Origin of the sequence: Avibacterium sp. 21-586, assembly GCF_026226775.1 — a bacterium.
In the GTDB taxonomy this organism is placed as follows: Bacteria; Pseudomonadota; Gammaproteobacteria; order Enterobacterales; family Pasteurellaceae; genus Avibacterium.
In genome coordinates this window covers 123530-141840 of record NZ_JAKKOD010000002.1, presented here as the reverse complement: position 1 = coordinate 141840, position 18311 = coordinate 123530, and the positions used below count along the sequence as shown (strand labels likewise).

The 18311-nt window shown below is 40.3% G+C and carries 16 protein-coding genes and 1 riboswitch; of the genes, 11 read left to right on the top strand and 5 right to left on the bottom strand.

The features are described from left to right. Positions 1 to 180: 180 nt before the first annotated feature. The 3 genes from L5B71_RS08235 to L5B71_RS08225 are packed head-to-tail and all read left to right on the top strand — an operon-like array spanning position 181 to position 3586. On the top strand, positions 181 to 435 hold the full coding sequence (locus L5B71_RS08235; protein WP_265757912.1) for an oxaloacetate decarboxylase subunit gamma: 255 nt from the start codon (positions 181 to 183) through the stop codon (positions 433 to 435). 24 nt (positions 436 to 459) lie between these two features. Further along, entirely contained in the window at positions 460 to 2268 is a 1809-nt protein-coding gene (oadA, locus tag L5B71_RS08230) for a sodium-extruding oxaloacetate decarboxylase subunit alpha (protein ID WP_265757911.1), read from the top strand. A 13-nt stretch (positions 2269 to 2281) separates the two neighbouring features. Continuing rightward, positions 2282 to 3586 carry a sodium ion-translocating decarboxylase subunit beta gene (locus L5B71_RS08225; protein WP_265757910.1) on the top strand — a complete coding sequence of 435 codons (1305 nt, stop codon included), beginning with the start codon at positions 2282 to 2284 and terminating at the stop codon, positions 3584 to 3586. A 78-nt stretch (positions 3587 to 3664) separates the two neighbouring features. On the opposite strand, the gene ribB is transcribed toward L5B71_RS08225, so the two are convergent. Then, positions 3665 to 4306 (bottom strand): 3,4-dihydroxy-2-butanone-4-phosphate synthase, encoded by a 642-nt coding sequence (gene ribB / locus L5B71_RS08220; RefSeq protein ID WP_265757909.1) that lies wholly within the window; start codon positions 4304 to 4306, stop codon positions 3665 to 3667. Positions 4307 to 4467: 161 nt separating this feature from the next. Then, a riboswitch (FMN riboswitch) is annotated at positions 4468 to 4613 on the bottom strand. A 96-nt stretch (positions 4614 to 4709) separates the two neighbouring features. Between ribB and ubiK the strand changes: the two genes are divergently transcribed. The 3 genes from ubiK to L5B71_RS08205 all read left to right on the top strand — a co-directional run bounded on the left by ubiK (position 4710) and on the right by L5B71_RS08205 (position 7016). Then, positions 4710 to 4973, top strand: a complete 264-nt coding sequence (ubiK, locus tag L5B71_RS08215; protein ID WP_265757908.1) for a ubiquinone biosynthesis accessory factor UbiK — start codon at positions 4710 to 4712, stop codon at positions 4971 to 4973. Between the two features lie 79 nt (positions 4974 to 5052). Continuing rightward, a complete protein-coding gene (gene nadR / locus L5B71_RS08210; RefSeq protein WP_265757907.1) occupies positions 5053 to 6324 on the top strand; it encodes a multifunctional transcriptional regulator/nicotinamide-nucleotide adenylyltransferase/ribosylnicotinamide kinase NadR in 1272 nt (423 codons plus the stop codon). Positions 6325 to 6332: 8 nt separating this feature from the next. Further along, on the top strand, positions 6333 to 7016 hold the full coding sequence (locus tag L5B71_RS08205) for a metallophosphoesterase family protein (protein ID WP_265757906.1): 684 nt from the start codon (positions 6333 to 6335) through the stop codon (positions 7014 to 7016). Here the strand turns inward: L5B71_RS08205 and rarD are convergent. Both rarD and ilvY read right to left on the bottom strand, forming a co-directional pair. After that, positions 7013 to 7888 carry an EamA family transporter RarD gene (rarD, locus tag L5B71_RS08200; RefSeq protein ID WP_265757905.1) on the bottom strand — a complete coding sequence of 292 codons (876 nt, stop codon included), beginning with the start codon at positions 7886 to 7888 and terminating at the stop codon, positions 7013 to 7015. The genes L5B71_RS08205 and rarD overlap by 4 nt on opposite strands. Before the next feature lie 35 nt (positions 7889 to 7923). Further along, entirely contained in the window at positions 7924 to 8802 is an 879-nt protein-coding gene (ilvY, locus tag L5B71_RS08195; protein ID WP_265757904.1) for an HTH-type transcriptional activator IlvY, read from the bottom strand. Positions 8803 to 9095: 293 nt separating this feature from the next. Here ilvY and ilvC point away from each other — a divergent pair, with 293 nt between their 5' ends. Further along, entirely contained in the window at positions 9096 to 10577 is a 1482-nt protein-coding gene (ilvC, locus tag L5B71_RS08190) for a ketol-acid reductoisomerase (protein ID WP_265757903.1), read from the top strand. Positions 10578 to 10714: 137 nt separating this feature from the next. Here the strand turns inward: ilvC and gyrB are convergent, their stop codons facing one another. Together gyrB and glpX are read right to left on the bottom strand one after the other, a co-directional pair. Continuing rightward, positions 10715 to 13147, bottom strand: coding sequence for a DNA topoisomerase (ATP-hydrolyzing) subunit B (gene gyrB, locus L5B71_RS08185; protein ID WP_265757902.1), 2433 nt, complete (start codon positions 13145 to 13147; stop codon positions 10715 to 10717). A gap of 219 nt (positions 13148 to 13366) precedes the next feature. After that, on the bottom strand, positions 13367 to 14380 hold the full coding sequence (gene glpX / locus L5B71_RS08180; RefSeq protein ID WP_265757901.1) for a class II fructose-bisphosphatase: 1014 nt from the start codon (positions 14378 to 14380) through the stop codon (positions 13367 to 13369). Between the two features lie 155 nt (positions 14381 to 14535). Here glpX and L5B71_RS08175 point away from each other — a divergent pair, with 155 nt between their 5' ends. The 4 genes from L5B71_RS08175 (at position 14536) to rsmG (ending at position 18248) form a co-directional block, all read left to right on the top strand. Beyond that, positions 14536 to 14754 (top strand): cell division protein ZapB, encoded by a 219-nt coding sequence (locus L5B71_RS08175; RefSeq protein ID WP_103854316.1) that lies wholly within the window; start codon positions 14536 to 14538, stop codon positions 14752 to 14754. A gap of 59 nt (positions 14755 to 14813) precedes the next feature. Further along, positions 14814 to 15257, top strand: a complete 444-nt coding sequence (mioC, locus tag L5B71_RS08170; protein WP_265757900.1) for an FMN-binding protein MioC — start codon at positions 14814 to 14816, stop codon at positions 15255 to 15257. A 466-nt stretch (positions 15258 to 15723) separates the two neighbouring features. Then, positions 15724 to 17613: a tRNA uridine-5-carboxymethylaminomethyl(34) synthesis enzyme MnmG gene (mnmG, locus tag L5B71_RS08165; protein ID WP_265757899.1), complete on the top strand. Its 1890-nt coding sequence runs from the start codon at positions 15724 to 15726 to the stop codon at positions 17611 to 17613. Further along, entirely contained in the window at positions 17613 to 18248 is a 636-nt protein-coding gene (rsmG, locus tag L5B71_RS08160) for a 16S rRNA (guanine(527)-N(7))-methyltransferase RsmG (RefSeq protein ID WP_265757898.1), read from the top strand. Before mnmG ends, rsmG begins: the two co-directional genes overlap by 1 nt. The last annotated feature ends 63 nt before the right edge of the window (positions 18249 to 18311 follow it).

Here is an 18311-nt window from a genome sequence, read left to right as displayed (position 1 = left end):
GGTTTATCTCTGATCAGCAAAAGGGTTATTTTCCACGTTTTTATAAAAATTGCCAACTATTCCAATTTTTTATTGGAAAACTTTTAAAAACCCTTTTCAACAATGTGATCTAGTTCAATTTTTTTCAATGAGAAACAGGCTATGATACGAAACGCTGTTTTACATCTTTGAGGTATAAAAATGACAAACGCTCAACTTATGCAAGAAGGCATAAACTTGATGATTTCAGGAATGGGGTTCGTGCTGGTTTTTTTATTAATCCTAATTTTTGCCATTGGATTAATGTCGAAACTGATAAATCGCTTTTTTCCTGAGCCAATTCTCACCCCGCCTGCGCCGATAAAAGCAAAATCGACTCAAACAGATGATTTAGAAAGATTACGCCCAATTATTGTGGCGGCGATTGCTCATCATCGCCGTAATCAAGGGCTTTAAATTGATTAATTTGGAGAAAATACAATGACTGTTGAAAAGAAAAAAATTGCCGTAACTGATGTCGTGTTGCGTGATGCACACCAATCCCTTTTTGCGACCCGTTTACGCCTTGATGATATGTTACCGATTGCAGCTGAACTTGATGAAATTGGCTATTGGTCGCTTGAAGCTTGGGGAGGTGCAACCTTTGATGCTTGTATTCGTTTTTTAGGGGAAGATCCTTGGGTGCGTTTGCATGAACTTAAAAGAGCAATGCCAAAAACCCCATTACAAATGTTATTACGGGGACAAAATTTGCTGGGCTATCGTCATTATGCTGATGACGTAGTAGATCGCTTTGTGGAACGTGCCGTGCATAATGGAATGAGCGTATTCCGTGTGTTTGACGCAATGAACGATCCGCGCAATATGCAACAAGCACTAAAGGCGGTGCGTAAAAATGGTGGACACGCACAAGGAACATTAAGTTACACCACAAGCCCTGTGCATACTTTACAAACTTGGCTTGATACCACAGAACAACTGTTAGAAATTGGTATTGATTCCCTTGTAATCAAAGATATGTCGGGCATTCTCACACCAAATGAAGCCTATCACTTAGTTAGCGAAATCAAAAAACGCTTTGATGTGCAACTTCATCTTCATTGCCACGCCACCACGGGAATGGCAGAAATGGCGTTGCTTAAAGCCATTGAAGCGGGCGTGGACGGCGTAGATACCGCCATTTCTTCAATGAGTGGTACATACGGACACCCTGCCACAGAAGCCTTAGTCGCCACCTTAAAAGACACACCTTACGACACAGGCTTAGACATTCAAAACTTAGAGAAAATTGCTGCTTATTTCCGCAATGTGCGTAAAAAATACCATAAATTTGAAGGCCAATTAAAAGGCGTAGATAGCCGTATTTTGGTGGCACAAGTACCGGGTGGAATGCTCACCAACCTTGAAAGCCAATTAAAACAGCAAAATGCTTCTGATAAATTAGATTTAGTACTGCAAGAAATTCCAAAAGTGCGGGAAGATTTAGGCTATATTCCATTAGTCACACCAACTTCACAAATTGTTGGAACGCAAGCGGTGATCAACGTATTAATGGGGGAACGCTACAAAACCATTGCTAAAGAAACCGCAGGAATTTTAAAAGGCGAATACGGCCGCACGCCAGCGCCAGTCAACGCAGAATTGCAAGCACGCGTGTTAGAGGGGGCAGAGCCAATCACTTCACGCCCAGCCGATCACCTTGAACCAGAAATGGAGAAACTCACACTCGAGATCAAGCAGCAAGCCAAAGAGAAAGGCATCAAACTGTCTGACAATGAAATTGATGATGTGCTTATTGTCGCATTATTCCCTCAAGTGGGGCTAAAATTCCTTGAAAATCGTGGCAACCCTGATGCCTTTGAACCTGCACCAAGTGTGGAACAAGCGCCAGAAAAAACGCCACAAAAAACCACCGCACCTGTAAAACAATCTTCCGGTGGCGCAGCAGTTTATACAGTGGAATTAGAGGGCAAAGCCTTTGTGGTGAAAGTGAGCGAAGGCGGTGATATTAATCAAATCACGCCAGCTGCAACACAACCTGCTCCACAGCCTGTTGCTGCACCACAAGCAACAAATGGCACACCAGTGAATGCACCAATGGCAGGCACCATTTGGAAAGTGGTGGCAACCGAGGGGCAACAAGTGGCTGAGGGGGATGTATTGCTCATTCTTGAAGCAATGAAAATGGAAACCGAAATCCGTGCTTCGCAAGCGGGAACGGTCCAAAATATCAGCGTAAAAGCTGGTGATGCCGTTGCTGTGGGCGATACCTTATTAACAATAGCATAAGTGCGGGGTAAAAATGGAAAGTATTTTGTCTCTACTGCGTGGAATGGGCATTATGCACCTAGAATGGGGACAGGCGGTAATGATTGCCGTCAGCCTGCTACTCTTGTGGCTTGCCATTGCACGCAAATTTGAACCCCTGTTATTGCTACCCATAGGTTTTGGTGGATTGCTCTCTAATATCCCTGAAGCAGGCTTAGCAATGACAGCATTGGATAACCTTCTACATAATGGCACTAGCGAACAACTTGCTATTGTAGCAAGCAAACTCGGTACCATTGCTGATCCCGCGTCAATTAAGAGCGCACTTAACAATGCACTGCCTTCTGTACAAAATGAATTAGAAGTAATGGCTGGGGATATGGGCTATTCCGCCGGCGTGTTGGCGTTGTTCTATAAAGTGGCGATTGGCTATGGTGTTGCACCGTTAATTATCTTTATGGGCGTAGGGGCAATGACCGATTTCGGCCCATTGCTCGCCAACCCACGCACGCTCTTATTAGGCGCAGCGGCGCAGTTTGGTATCTTTGCTACGGTATTAGGTGCATTAGGCTTAAACTGGCTTGGTATTATCGACTTCACCCTGCCACAGGCTGCCGCAATCGGCATTATTGGTGGTGCAGACGGTCCAACCGCCATTTACCTTGCGAGCAAACTTGCCCCTGAGTTATTAGGTGCGATCGCCGTCGCGGCTTATTCTTATATGGCACTCGTGCCATTAATTCAGCCACCGATTATGAAAGCACTCACCTCACAGCAAGAACGCAAAATCCGAATGGTGCAAATGCGTACCGTAAGCAACCGCGAAAAAATCCTGTTCCCGATTGTATTATTAGTACTAGTAGCCTTGCTCTTACCTGATGCTGCACCATTATTGGGAATGTTCTGTTTTGGTAATTTGATGCGTGTCAGTGGCGTGGTGGAACGCTTAAATGATACCGCACAAAATGCGCTGATTAACATCGTTACCATTTTCCTAGGACTTTCCGTTGGTGCGAAATTGGTGGCGGATAAATTCCTCCAACCACAAACTCTTGGTATTTTATTATTAGGAATGATCGCCTTTGCTATCGGCACAGCATCTGGCGTGCTAATGGCAAAATTAATGAACCGCTTTAGCAAAAATCCAATTAACCCATTAATTGGTGCTGCCGGTGTTTCTGCCGTACCAATGGCCGCACGCGTTGCCAATAAAATTGGTTTAGAAGCCGATCACCAAAACTTCCTTCTAATGCACGCAATGGGGCCAAATGTCGCAGGTGTTATTGGATCCGCCATTGCAGCCGGTGTGATGCTAAAATACATTTCAGCGCTAATGTAAATTGCGTATGAGCTTAGCCCAATTTGAGCTAGCTATAATAGCTATAAATAGTCCCAAGTGTTAACTTGGGACTAAAAATTATCTAGACGCTAAGTGATACTGTACCAAGTCCTCAATCGTCACCACTGGATAACCAAATTCTTGTGCAAATTTAATGATTTCAGGTGTACGAGCCATTGTGCCGTCATCATTCGTGATCTCACAGATTACCGCCGCAGGTTTGTAGCCTGCTAGTATCGCAAGATCCACTGATGCTTCGGTATGTCCACGGCGTTTTAATACACCACCTTCCGCCGCTCTTAATGGGAAAATATGCCCTGGTCGGTGTAAATCCTGTGGTTTCGCATTATCTGCAACAGCAGCTTTAATAGTGGTTACACGATCTGCCGCGGAAACGCCTGTAGATACCCCTTTTGCTGCTTCAATGGTTACCGTAAATGCGGTTTTATTAACGCTTGTGTTATTTTGCACCATTGGCGGCAAATCAAGTTGCTGGCAAATTTCATCGCTTAAACATAAACAAACAATACCACTGCCGTAACGAATAAGTTTTGCCATTTGGGCAGGTTCAATAGTTTGCGCAGGGAAAATTAAATCCCCTTCATTTTCGCGATCTTCATCGTCTAAAACGAGTACGCCATTACCTTGTTTGAAAGCTTCAATGGCTTTTTCAACACGCTCTTGTGGCGTGCCAAATGCGGATAAAATTGACTGATTCATAGTAAAAAACCTGTTAAAAAATTAATGGGTACTTGAATCAGGGCTGATGAGGAAAGGCTTTTCATTAGATAAGAAAATCCAATAACAAAGGCAGATTTTACTAGCGTCTGTTGATAACCCAAATGTAAAATGAATTATCAACAGGCCCTAGAGTAAAACCTGTTTATTCTCTTTCATCCAGACTTTGACTGTCGGCTTTGGATTTTCACCAAATCTGCTGACTTTACTTTTTCAAGTAAACGCTCGTGGGCTTATGCGCGCTGCACTTACCACCGGTAGGGAATTTCGCCCTGCCCTGAGAATGCTCGCATAGTATAACGCAATCTAAATAGAGAAAAAATGTTTTTCTTTGCGCCGATATTGCATACAATATGCCACATTGACACAATAATGTGAGGTCTTTATGCTAAATCCACAAAAAATAGAGCAAATTATACAACAAGTGCAAAATTCTTTACCGCAAGGAATGAAAGAACTTGGCAAAGATGCAGAAGCAAAATTCAAGCAAGTTTTGCAAGCTCAGTTGGCTAAATTAGATGTTGTAACCCGTGAAGAGTTTGATGTGCAAACCCAAGTATTAATGCGTACTCGTGAGAAACTGAACGAGTTAGAAAAGCGTGTCGATGCACTATTGCAAGGTCAAAATCAAGAGCAAGAAACTCGCTAAAATCTCACCGCACTTTGCTTATTAAGCTAAAAGTGCGATCTTTTTTCTGAATAAATTTGGCAATATAAGGAATTTCAAGATGTCCGCTTTCGCCTATCTACAACAAAAACGTAAGCAGTTAAATCTAAAAGTAAACGAGGTTTGTGAGCAAGCCAACATTACCCGTGCTTATTTTAATCAGCTGGTGAGTGGCAAAATCAAAAACCCAAGCGCCAGCAAGTTATCAGCCTTGCATAAAGTACTACAAATCACTGATCTACAAGATAAAAAAGTGGGGGTGATTTTTGGTAAGTTTTATCCTGTGCATACAGGTCATATCAATATGATTTATGAAGCGTTTAGTAAGGTAGATGAAGTCCACGTTGTCGTGTGTAGCGATACAGAGCGCGATCTGAAATTATTTTATGATAGCAAAATGAAGCGTATGCCAACGGTGCAAGATCGCCTACGTTGGATGCAACAAATTTTTAAATATCAGAAAAACCAAATTTTCATTCATCATTTGGTGGAAGACGGCTTACCGAGCTATCCAAACGGCTGGCCTGCTTGGGCAGAACGGGTTAAGCAGCTTTTTGAAGAAAAGCAGGTTAATCCTAGCGTAGTATTTAGTAGCGAACCGCAAGACAAAGCACCTTACGAAAAATATTTGAATTTACAGGTGGAATTGGTTGATCCACAACGTCAATTCTTTAACGTTTCCGCCACCAAAATTCGTAACAATCCTTTCCATTATTGGAAATTTATCCCGAAAGAAGTACGTCCATTTTTCGCCAAAACGATTGCTATTTTAGGCGGTGAAAGCAGCGGAAAAACAGTGTTAGTCAATAAACTCGCTACTGTATTTAACACCACATCTGCGTGGGAATATGGGCGTGAGTTTGTGTTTGAAAAATTAGGTGGTGATGAGCAGGCGATGCAATATTCCGATTACCCACAAATGGCGCTAGGCCATCAACGTTATATTGACTACGCTGTGCGCCACGCCCATAAAGTCGCGATTGTGGATACAGACTTCATCACCACGCAAGCATTTTGTATTCAATACGAAGGCAAAGCACACCCATTTTTGGATTCAATGATCAAAGAATATCCTTTCGATATTACAATTTTATTGAATAACAACACCAAATGGGTGGATGACGGCCTGCGCAGCCTTGGTAGCCATAAACAGCGCCAACGTTTCCAACAATTATTGAAAAAATTATTGGATAAATATAATGTGCCTTATATTGAAATTGAATCGCCAAGCTATTTAGAGCGTTATAATAAGGTAAAATCCATTGTAGAAAAAATTCTCAATGAAGAAGAACTCCCCGAACTGAATAACGATAAATCCATTTTTGAGGAATAATAGCCCCTATGATTTTATTTGTCGGCGACCCACACGGAAGATACGACCATCTTTACCCTTTTGTACAAAAACAAAAGGGTATCGCCCTTATCATACTCGGGGATTTACAACTCTCCACCATAGAAGAACTGGATAAATTAGCACAATATTGCGATCTCTGGTTTATTCACGGCAATCACGACAGCAAAACTGTTGCTGCCTTTGAAGCTATTTGGGGAACAGAATGGAAAAACCGAAACCTGCACGGACGCGTACAAACCATTCAAAACAAGCGTATTGCAGGATTAGGCGGCGTATTCCGCGGACAAATTTGGATGCCACCGAATAAACCGGTTTTTTTCGATCCAATCCATTATTGCCAATACTGCCCACAAGAAAAAATCTGGCGCGGCGGTTTGCCATTACGCCACAGAACATCTATTTTTCCTTCTGATTTCGAACAGCTAGAAAATCTACAAGCAGATATTCTTATCTCTCACGAAGCCCCTAGACCACACCCACTAGGTTTTTCCGTGTTAAACAAACTGGCAAAAAAAATGGGCGCAACTCATATTTTCCATGGGCACCACCACGAAAACTTTGATTACACACACATAAACCGTGATCCCAAACTCAAAATCACCAACGTAGGCTTCCGCAGTCTATGCGATGAACAAGGGAATTATTTGTTAAAGAATATTGATGATCGTTAGGAAATTTTCTTTCTCCTCATCCCCAACACCCCATCAATAATAATCAACCCCATACCTACCATTAAAGATAAAAAGAGCGGGTAATTTTCAGCGTCAATATTTTCTCCAATGAGTAAGGAAACGGCGAGCATCATTATAGGTTCAGCGTAGCCGAGTAATCCTAGCACATTGATAGGTAATAAGCTGCTAGCAACGATGTAAGCATTAAAGGCAATTCCGCTAAGTAAGCCAAGCAGAAATAATAGCGATAAAATATTAGGATTAAGCAATCGTACTTCTGCGATATTCACTTGTGCGGCAAAATAGATACACACAGGCAAAGTCAACACCATTTCAATAGCAAAACTGGTGATATCATTAAACCCAAACCATTTGCGAACCATAAAATAAACAGCGTAAGTACAAACGGCAATGCTTTCCCAAGAAAGCCCACCTTTTGCGCTAATGTTAAAGGCGATACCAATAGCAGCAATGATGATGGCAAGAAATTTTAGTGGGGAAATGCGTTCTTTAAAGAAAATTCGCCCTACCGCTACTAAAACAAGGGGTAGGAGCAAATAACCAAGGGAAACGCTCAATGCGCCACCATTGTTTGGCGCCCATAAAAAAAGCCACATTTGGAACCCCATAATGCTACCGTTAAACAAAAAAACCAACAGTAACCAAGGCTGCGCTTTGATGCGTTTTAGGTGAGCGATCAACATATATTTTTGGCGGAAAATAAACACTGCGGCAATCACAAAAGGTGCAGTAAAAACAACACGATAGCCAAAAATATCTTCGCCACTTAATGGCAGTAATAATGTGGAAAAATAATAAATATAGCCAAATAGCATTGAGGCAAATAAAGAGAAAGCAACACCTTTTAACATAACTCACCTAAAATACTCAAAATTCTTACCGCACTTTACTCCAACATTTGCCAAAATGCACTAACTAAGGGCAAATTTAGTAGGTTCTTTTGAACACAAATACCCAAATCAAAAGGTTGTACAGGCGTATCTATTTCTAAGTTAGAAACTTGCAAATTAAGTGGGCTATTTTGGATTACAATATCGGGCAATAATGCCACACCACAACCAAGAGCGACCATTGATACGATCCCCTCATGTCCTGATACAGTGGCATAAATTTTCGGGTGTTTAATCTTTTTTTGCTGAAACCATTGATCAATCCGCTGTCTGGCTGGTCCTTCTACTGGCAAAATAAAGGGGATCTTTTGCCAATCAATGGGGGTTTCTTGTAATAATTGCGTAGTTAAACAAGCAACCCTTGGGGCGATAAGGGAAAGCGTTATATCATCAATATGATGAAATATCACATTTTGCGGTAAGTGAGCTGGCCGCCCTGCGAGCGCTAAATCCACTTGCTGCCTTTGAATTATCTCTAATGCCATAGCAGGATCTCCTGTTGTGAGCTGAATTTCCACTTTAGGATAACGTAAACGGAATTTTTCTAACATTTGTGGTAAATGGCTATATGCTGCTGTTACCGAGCAAAAAAGTCGCAACTCTCCTTGTAACTCTTGTTGATTAGAAAGAAATTGCTGTTTTAAGGATAGCCATTGTTGCCATTGTGGATAGGCAAATTGCAAAAATAATTCACCTGCATAAGTAAGAGAAACTTTGCGGTTATCACGCAATAACAACGGTTCACCTAGTTCTTCTTCAAGCCGTTTAATTTGCCGTGAAAGCGTGGAAGGCGACATATAATGTTGCCCCGCAGTTTTAGCAAAATTCTTGTTTTCTGCTAAATCAATAAATAACTTGAGATCCTGAAATTCCATTGAATATATTCCCGATAAAATTTTTTTGTAGCGATCAACCTAAATATTTACCCAATGATAGAGATTATACATTCATTAAACTGATCGATAGGCAAGCCTTTATCTGCAAAAATTTACAAAAAATAACCGCTCTTTAATATCCATCTCGCTAGCTTTCTCTTATAAGAATGAATTAGTAAATATTATTGTTGCAAAAAATGCAATATTAAATACCAATAATATCAATTTACGCAATCTTTAGAAAGGTATAATCTATTGATGATTATATATAAATCAAACTAAAAGGATAAAAAATGAGTAATTATTTCAATACATTAAATTTACGCCAACAATTAGATCAACTAGGTCGCTGCCGTTTTATGGATCGCGAAGAATTTTCTGATGAAGCAAATTTCTTAAAAGGCAAAAAAATTGTTATCGTAGGTTGTGGTGCGCAAGGGTTAAATCAAGGTTTAAATATGCGTGATTCAGGCTTAGACATTAGCTATGCCTTACGCCCTGAAGCCATTGCTGAAAAACGTGCTTCTTTCCAACGTGCCACTGAAAATGGTTTTAAAGTGGGAACTTATCAAGAATTAATCCCAACTGCGGATTTAGTGATTAACCTCACTCCAGATAAACAGCACAGCAAAGTGATCGCTGATGTAATGGATTTAATGAAAGAAGGGGCGGCGTTAGGCTATTCACACGGTTTGAACATTGTAGAAGTGGGTGAGCAAATTCGTCCTGATATTACGGTTGTTATGGTTGCGCCAAAATGTCCGGGTACAGAAGTGCGTGAAGAATATAAACGTGGTTTTGGTGTACCAACCCTTATCGCCGTTCACCCTGAAAATGATCCGAAAGGCGAAGGTATGGCAATAGCTAAGGCTTGGGCGGCAGCTACAGGCGGACACCGTGCTGGCGTGTTAGAGTCTTCATTCGTGGCAGAAGTGAAATCTGACTTAATGGGTGAGCAAACTATTCTTTGTGGTATGTTGCAAGCAGGTTCAATCCTTTGCTATGACAAATTAGTGGCAGACGGCAAAGACCCAGCTTATGCAGGAAAATTAGTGCAATTTGGTTGGGAAACTATCACCGAAGCCCTTAAACAAGGCGGTATCACTTTAATGATGGATCGCTTATCTAACAGCGCGAAATTGCGTGCCTTTGAACTTGCAGAAGAAATTAAGCAAGAATTAGACTTCTTATTCAAAAAACATATGGACGACATTATCAGCGGCGAGTTTTCTCGTGTGATGATGGAAGACTGGGCAAACGGCGATGCAAACCTATTAAAATGGCGTGAAGAAACAGGCAAAACTGGCTTTGAAAATGCACCAAAAGCGGAAGGGATCAAAATCAGCGAACAAGAATATTTTGATAACGGCGTGTTAATGGTGGCAATGGTAAAAGCAGGCGTGGAACTAGCGTTCGATACCATGGTTTCAGCAGGTATTTTTGAAGAATCTGCCTATTATGAATCCTTACACGAATTACCATTAATCGCCAATACCATTGCACGTAAACGCTTATACGAAATGAATGTGGTGATTTCAGATACGGCAGAATATGGTAACTATTTATTTGCCAATGTGGCAACCCCAATTTTAGCCAAAACCGTAATACCACATTTACAACGCGGTGATTTGGGTGAGCCAACGCCAACGGTGGAAATCGATAACATCACCTTACGCGATGTGAATGATGCAATCCGTAATCACCCAATTGAGCTAATTGGTCAAGAATTGCGTGGTTATATGACAGATATGAAACGCATCTCTTCACAAGGATAAGTCTTTTTAATGGAAAGCCAGCAGAATTGCTGGCTATTTTTATCTAAAAAATAGAGTAAAAGTGCGGTGTTTTTTTGTAAAACTTATAAAAACAACCCATCCTATAAGTGAGTTGTTTTTATTTTATTATCTGTCAATTAAATATCTAGATTTGCATACAACGCATTGGATTCAATAAATTCACGACGTGGCTCAACTTCATCACCCATTAAGGTGGTAAAGAGTTGATCTGCCGCCACAGCATCTTTAATTGTGACTTGCAACATTGTACGAGTCTCAGGATCCATTGTGGTTTCCCAAAGTTGCTCTGGGTTCATTTCACCTAATCCTTTATAACGTTGAACCATTAAACCACGACGAGATTCTTTCACCAGCCATTCCACAGCTTGTTCAAAAGAGCTCACTGTATACTGGCGTTCGCCACGTGCCACATAAGCATCTGGCTCAAGTAAGCCATTTAATTGTGCACCCAATTTGATAATGCGGGCATAATCATTACCATTAGCAAATTGGAAACCGAGTACATATTCGGTATCTACTCCGTGAGTGCGTACGGTGAGTACCGCTTCGTGCAAATGGCGTTCGCTGTTAAAATGCAATTTATAGCTGTAATGATTACCGTTGCTTTCTTTTTCTATTAAAGTTTCTACCAAAGATTTCACCCAAGATTCCACCGCCTTTTCATTTTGCATTAATTCGACAGTTAATTCAGGTTGATAAATCAATGTTTTTAAAACACTTTCTGGATAATGACGGCTTAAACGTGCGATCATTTTTTGCACACCATTATATTCAGCCACCAATTTTTCTAATGCCACACCACTCATTGGTGGGGCATTTTTTGTGGTGTAAAGGGCTGCACCGTCCAAAGCCAAATTAAGCTCATATTGCGCCATTGCTTCATCGTCTTTGATATATTCTTCGTGTTTGCCTTTTTTCACTTTATAAAGCGGTGGTTGTGCTATATAAATATGCCCACGCTCAATGAGTTCTGGCATTTGACGATAAAAGAAAGTGAGCAATAAGGTGCTAATATGCGCGCCATCCACGTCCGCATCGGTCATAATGATAATGCTGTGATAACGCAATTTATCTGGATTATATTCATCACGCCCTATGCCACAGCCAAGTGCGGTGATTAATGTTCCTACTTCTTGTGAAGAAAGCATTTTATCAAAACGGGCTTTTTCCACGTTTAAGATTTTCCCTTTTAGTGGCAAAATCGCTTGGTTTTTACGGTTACGTCCTTGTTTGGCTGAACCACCCGCAGAATCCCCCTCCACAAGATAGAGTTCAGATAAAGCAGGGTCGCGTTCTTGACAGTCAGCTAATTTACCCGGAAGCCCCGCAATATCTAACGCCCCTTTACGGCGTGTCATTTCACGAGCTTTGCGAGCAGCTTCACGGGCGCGTGCCGCATCTATGATTTTACTTGCAATCATTTTGGCATCATTTGGATTTTCTTCCAAATATTCTTGCAAACGGTCATTCATTACAGATTCCACCGCACCTTTTACTTCGGAGGAAACTAATTTATCTTTGGTTTGTGAAGAGAATTTTGGATCAGGTACTTTCACTGAAATAATTGCGACTAAACCTTCTCTGGCATCATCACCTGAAGTTTCTACTTTATCACTTTTACCTTTTTTATTCAGCCCTGATTTTTCCATATAGGCATTTAAGGTACGCGTTAAGGCAGCACGGAAACCAGCTAAGTGCGTTCCTCCATCTCGTTGCGGAATATTGTTGGTAAAACAATGGATATTTTCTGATTGATAACCTTCATTCCATTGTAATGCTACTTCAATCCCAATATCATCACGTTCAGTCGAAAAATAAAATGGTTTTTGATGAATCGGTTTTTTATTTTTATTTAAATATTCTACAAAGGCTTGAATTCCCCCTTCATAATGAAAATGATCCTGTTTATCATCACGTTCATCAATCAAACGAATTGATACCCCAGAATTTAAAAAAGAAAGCTCTCGCAAGCGTTTAGCTAAAATATCATATTCAAATTCAATATTAGTAAAAATACTTGGACTTGGCCAGAAACGTACGGTGGTTCCTGTTTGACTAGTTTCACCAATAATGGCTAAAGGCGCTTGCGGATCACCTAAATTATAAAATTGTTCGTGAACGTGGCCTTGGCGGCGAATGGTGAGCTGTAATTTATCGGATAACGCATTCACCACCGACACACCTACACCGTGCAAACCACCAGACACTTTATAAGAGTTATCATCAAATTTACCGCCCGCGTGCAATACAGTCATGATCACTTCCGCCGCAGAAACCCCTTCTTCTGGGTGAATGTCCACTGGAATACCACGCCCGTCATCTTGTACTGAAACGGAATTATCAGAATGAATAATCACATTAATGTCCGAGCAATAACCTGCAAGGGCTTCATCAATGGCATTATCAACCACTTCAAAAACCATATGATGTAATCCTGTTCCATCATCGGTATCACCAATGTACATACCGGGGCGTTTACGCACCGCATCAAGGCCTTTTAATACTTTGATACTACTTGCACCATAATTTTCTGGGACATTATTCGACATAACAATTCTCTGTTTTTATTGATAAAAAATTGGGCAGATTATAGCAAATTTTTGCGCTTTTGGCTAATTTCACAAAAATCTTAAGCAAAGCATAGGGAGAGAAATAATAAATTAAAAAATAATAAAAAAAAGCACCGCACTTTGATCTGCGGTAATTGGTGATAAAAACCTTAGGCGGAAAATTTCCGCCTAGATGGACATAAACAAATAAAAATACAATTAAGCATCAATTAAACGGTAAAGAGCGGTGTCTTTTCTGTCTAAATAATGCACCGATTGAATACGGCGAATGGTACGTGAACGACCACGAATGAGCAAGGTTTCTGTGGTAGCAAGATTGCCACGGCGGTGAATACCTTTGAGCAAATCCCCATTGGTAATCCCTGTGGCGGAAAAAACAAGATTATCATCACGCACTAAATCTTCTAATTTCAACACTTGGTTCACTTCAATGCCCATTTCTTGGCAACGACGAATTTCATCAGCGGCAATGGATTGATTTTCTGGCGAACTACCTTTAACTTGATGACGTGGAATTAAACGCGCCTGCATTTCCCCCCCTAAAGCACGAATCGCTGCAGCAGCTACCACGCCTTCAGGTGCACCACCAATGCCATAGAGCATATCTGCACCGCCATCAGGCAAACAACATAAAATTGACGCCGCTACATCCCCATCGGGAATGGCTAATACTTTCACACCTAGCTGCTGCATTTTTTTGATCACTTCTGCGTGGCGCGGCTTATCCAAGGTGATCACCGTTAATTGGGAAAGCAACTTGCCCATTTTTGATGCCACACGGCGCAAGTTTTGTTCTAACGGTAAGTTTAGGTCGATCATTCCTTTGGCTTCAGGGCCAACTACCAATTTTTCCATATACATATCAGGCGCACGTAAAAAAGTGTCTTTTCCCCCTGCGGCTAACACAGAAAGGGCATTTGGCTGCCCCATTGCGGTCATTCTTGTACCTTCAATGGGATCAACGGCAATAGACACTTCTTCGCCAGCGCCTGTACCAATTTTCTCACCTATATAGAGCATTGGCGCTTCATCAATCTCACCTTCACCAATCACCACTTCGCCACGCATTTCAATTTGATTTAACATCAATCGCATCGCTTGTACCGCCGCATCATCGGCTGCATTTTTATTTCCACGTCCCAACCAAGCAAAACCCGCAAGTGCAGCGGCTTCGGTAACTCGAGAAAATTCAATGGCTAATGCTCTATTCATTTTTTGATCCTTTGGTTGTTTAAAAATCGGCGTATTCTATCACTTTAGCAAACGATTGCGTTATAAAAAGATAAAATTTTTTGCGAAATACACAAACTCAGGTAGAATAAACACATATCTATGTTCATTAACCATTTTTTTAAAAGGAATCCACTATGTCGTTAGAAATTTTAGACCAACTTGAAGCAAAAATTAAACAAGCGGTTGAGACTATTGAGTTACTGCAATTAGAAGTTGAAGAATTAAAAGAAAAAAATAGCCAAGCGCAACAACAAAATGAATCATTACGCAATGAGAATGAACAGCTTAAAAGCGAACATCAAAACTGGCAAGAACGTTTACGCTCTTTATTAGGTCGTATTGATAACGTTTAATTTTCAGAATAAAAATAAAGGCTTAGGTAATTATCTAAGCCTTATTTTTAGGAGTAAAAATGACTAAAAAAGTATGTTTAATCAGCGGCAGCACCCTAGGTGGAGCAGAATATGTAGCTGAACATTTACAACAAGTATTAGAAACTCAGCAAATTTCCACCGCACTTTTACACGGGCCTGATTTTGCTGAAGTGGCTGATCAAAATCTTTGGTTGGTTATCACTTCCACCCACGGTGCAGGGGAATTGCCTGATAATCTTAAACCGTTGTTTGATGAAATTAGCGCACAAAAACTAGATTTATCTCATTTGCGCTTTGCGGTGATTGGGTTAGGAAATTCCGATTATGATACTTTCTGCAATGCGGTAAACATTGTGCAAGAATGTTTAATCCAGCAAAGAGCGGTACAAATTTGTGATCCTTTAAAAATTGATGTCCTTACAGTGGACGATCAAGAACAATATGCCGAAGATTGGATCCCAATTTTATTATCTCATCTTTAGCGTTCAGATCTGATGATCATTTCATCAGATCGCTATTCTCCATTTTATGATCTCTTACTTATTGCTCTTGTGGATAACTAAGTAAAAACTTGTCTAAACATTGTATTTATTCTGTAAATAAAAATATAAAAGAACTTACCTGTGGATAACTTTTAATTTTACTCACAATATATACAGTCAGATCAAAGGGTGATCTACACAACTTAAAAAAGGATCTAACTCCTTTATTTTTAAGTGAAATTTGCCCTTATTCACAAGGATCAACGATCCTAATAATCATCATAATAAGATCTTTATATATAAAAAGAGATCTTATATTAATAAGGCAAGGATCTTTTCCTTAATCCTTTACCTTCACAAACAAAATTCACTGGATCTTCAATCTTCGATTTAAGCAACAATCAATTTGATGTAGAATACGCGGTTACTTTTATAAAGATCAAATTATCACGTAATTAAGGTTATTATGTTTTATACGGAAAGTTATGATGTGATTGTTATTGGTGGTGGACACGCAGGTACAGAAGCAGCTCTTGCCCCAGCACGAATGGGATTAAAAACATTATTATTAACGCATAATGTAGATACATTAGGGCAAATGTCTTGCAACCCTGCCATTGGTGGCATTGGTAAAGGTCATTTGGTCAAAGAAATTGATGCAATGGGTGGCTTGATGGCTATTGCTGCGGATCAAGCAGGTATTCAATTTCGTACTTTAAATAGCAGTAAAGGCCCTGCTGTACGCGCCACTCGTGCGCAAGCGGATCGAGTGTTATACCGCCAAGCGGTAAGGATCGCGTTAGAAAATCAACCGAATTTAGATATTTTCCAACAAGAAGTAACAGATATTTTGATCGAACAAGATCGTGTTGCGGGTGTAGAAACTAAAATGGGATTAAAGTTTCGATCTAAATCGGTGATTTTAACGGCTGGGACATTTTTATCGGGTAAGATCCATATTGGTATGGAAAATTATGCTGGTGGTCGTGCGGGCGATCCTGCATCTGTGAGTTTAGCTCACAGGCTGCGCGATCTCAATTTACGCGTGGATCGTTTAAAAACAGGCACACCACCGCGTATTGATGCGAGAACCATTAATTTTGATGTATTAGCAAAACAACACGGTGATGAAAAATTGCCTGTTTTTTCTTTTATGGGTTCTGTGGATCAACACCCACGTCAAATCCCTTGTTATATCACGCATACCAACGAACAAACGCACGAATTGATCCGTAATAATTTGGATCGTAGTCCAATGTATGCGGGCGTAATTGAAGGCATTGGTCCACGTTATTGCCCTTCAATTGAAGATAAAGTGATGCGTTTTGCTGAACGTAATTCACATCAAATTTATCTTGAGCCTGAAGGGTTAACGTCCAATGAAGTTTATCCAAACGGTATTTCTACGAGTTTGCCATTTGATGTGCAAATGGGCATTGTGAATTCAATGAAAGGATTAGAAAATGCGCGCATCATCAAACCGGGTTATGCTATTGAGTATGATTATTTTGATCCCCGTGATTTAAAACCTACCTTAGAAACCAAAGCCATTAAAGGTTTATTCTTTGCAGGCCAAATTAATGGTACCACGGGTTATGAAGAAGCGGCCGCGCAAGGATTATTGGCAGGGATTAATGCGGGGCTTTATGTGCAAGATAAAGACAGTTGGTATCCACATCGTGATCAAGCTTATATTGGCGTATTGGTGGACGATCTTTGTACTTTAGGCACAAAAGAACCTTATCGCGTGTTTACGTCCCGTGCAGAATATCGTTTATTGTTACGTGAAGATAATGCAGATATTCGTTTAACGCTAACAGCGCATAAACTTGGCTTAATTGATGAAAAACGTTGGGTGCGTTTTAATCAAAAAATGGAAAATATAGAATTAGAGCGCCAGCGTTTGCGTAGTATTTGGTTACATCCTCGTTCTGAATATTTAGCGGAAGCCAATGAGTTGCTTAATAGCCCATTAACGCGTGAGGCAAGTGGTGAAGATTTATTACGTCGCCCAGAAGTAAATTATCAATCTCTTACTCAATTAACCCCATTTTCGCCTGCGATAGAAGATAAAGAAGCGGCGGAGCAAGTAGAAATTGCGATTAAATATCAAGGCTATATTGAACATCAACAGGAAGAAATCGCACGCCAAAAACGTTATGAAAATACCGAAATTCCCGATAATTTTGATTATGATACGGTATCTGGGTTATCTAATGAAGTGCGCTCAAAATTAATGCAACATCGTCCAACCTCTATTGGACAAGCAAGCCGTATTTCTGGCGTGACACCTGCGGCCATTTCCATTTTATTGGTGAATCTGAAAAAACAAGGTATGTTAAAGCGTGGTGAATAATGGCTAACATTGAACAACTCAAAGAAAAATTAAATTTTCTGCTAAAAAGCACCGCACTTTCTGTGAGCGATCAGCAAAAAGATCAGCTTGTTAAGCTTGTGGCGTTGTTGGATAAATGGAACAAGGCTTACAATCTTACTTCTGTGCGTGATCCACAGGAAATGTTAGTTAAACATATTATGGATAGTCTTGTTGTCAGTCCTTACTTACAAGGTGATCGCTTTATTGATGTGGGAACGGGACCGGGCTTACCAGGCTTGCCTTTAGCTATTATTAATCCTGATAAAACCTTTGTGTTGTTAGATAGTTTAGGTAAACGAATTAGTTTTATCCGTAATGCCTTGCGTGAGCTTGGCATTACCAATGTAATTCCAGTATTAAGTCGAGTTGAAGATTATCAGCCAGAAGTGTTATTTGATGGGATATTAAGTCGCGCTTTTGCGTCATTAAAAGATATGACGGATTGGTGTCAGCACTTGGTTGATCAAAATGGCATTTTTTATGCACTAAAAGGACAATATCATCAAGAAGAAGTGGAGCAATTATCACCAGACTTTGCGATAAAAAATGTGATCAACTTAACAGTTCCAGAATTAATTGGTGAAAGAAACCTTGTTTTATTAAATAAAGGTTAAAAATTTTTGAACCTTTTTTGAATTTATAATAGAATAAAAACGGTATTCTGTGGCCATATTTAT

Excerpts from the sequence above, each read along its gene's own strand:
- L5B71_RS08225 (WP_265757910.1), top strand. The coding sequence starts at position 2,282 with ATGGAAAGTATTTTGTCTCTACTGCGTGGAATGGGCATTATGCACCTA.
- L5B71_RS08235 (WP_265757912.1), top strand. The coding sequence starts at position 181 with ATGACAAACGCTCAACTTATGCAAGAAGGCATAAACTTGATGATTTCA.
- ubiK (WP_265757908.1), top strand. The coding sequence starts at position 4,710 with ATGCTAAATCCACAAAAAATAGAGCAAATTATACAACAAGTGCAAAAT.
- ribB (WP_265757909.1), bottom strand. The coding sequence starts at position 4,306 with ATGAATCAGTCAATTTTATCCGCATTTGGCACGCCACAAGAGCGTGTT.
- ilvC (WP_265757903.1), top strand. The coding sequence starts at position 9,096 with ATGAGTAATTATTTCAATACATTAAATTTACGCCAACAATTAGATCAA.
- rsmG (WP_265757898.1), top strand. The coding sequence starts at position 17,613 with ATGGCTAACATTGAACAACTCAAAGAAAAATTAAATTTTCTGCTAAAA.
- rarD (WP_265757905.1), bottom strand. The coding sequence starts at position 7,888 with ATGTTAAAAGGTGTTGCTTTCTCTTTATTTGCCTCAATGCTATTTGGC.
- L5B71_RS08205 (WP_265757906.1), top strand. The coding sequence starts at position 6,333 with ATGATTTTATTTGTCGGCGACCCACACGGAAGATACGACCATCTTTAC.
- mioC (WP_265757900.1), top strand. The coding sequence starts at position 14,814 with ATGACTAAAAAAGTATGTTTAATCAGCGGCAGCACCCTAGGTGGAGCA.
- ilvY (WP_265757904.1), bottom strand. The coding sequence starts at position 8,802 with ATGGAATTTCAGGATCTCAAGTTATTTATTGATTTAGCAGAAAACAAG.
- oadA (WP_265757911.1), top strand. The coding sequence starts at position 460 with ATGACTGTTGAAAAGAAAAAAATTGCCGTAACTGATGTCGTGTTGCGT.
- glpX (WP_265757901.1), bottom strand. The coding sequence starts at position 14,380 with ATGAATAGAGCATTAGCCATTGAATTTTCTCGAGTTACCGAAGCCGCT.
- L5B71_RS08175 (WP_103854316.1), top strand. The coding sequence starts at position 14,536 with ATGTCGTTAGAAATTTTAGACCAACTTGAAGCAAAAATTAAACAAGCG.
- gyrB (WP_265757902.1), bottom strand. The coding sequence starts at position 13,147 with ATGTCGAATAATGTCCCAGAAAATTATGGTGCAAGTAGTATCAAAGTA.
- nadR (WP_265757907.1), top strand. The coding sequence starts at position 5,053 with ATGTCCGCTTTCGCCTATCTACAACAAAAACGTAAGCAGTTAAATCTA.
- mnmG (WP_265757899.1), top strand. The coding sequence starts at position 15,724 with ATGTTTTATACGGAAAGTTATGATGTGATTGTTATTGGTGGTGGACAC.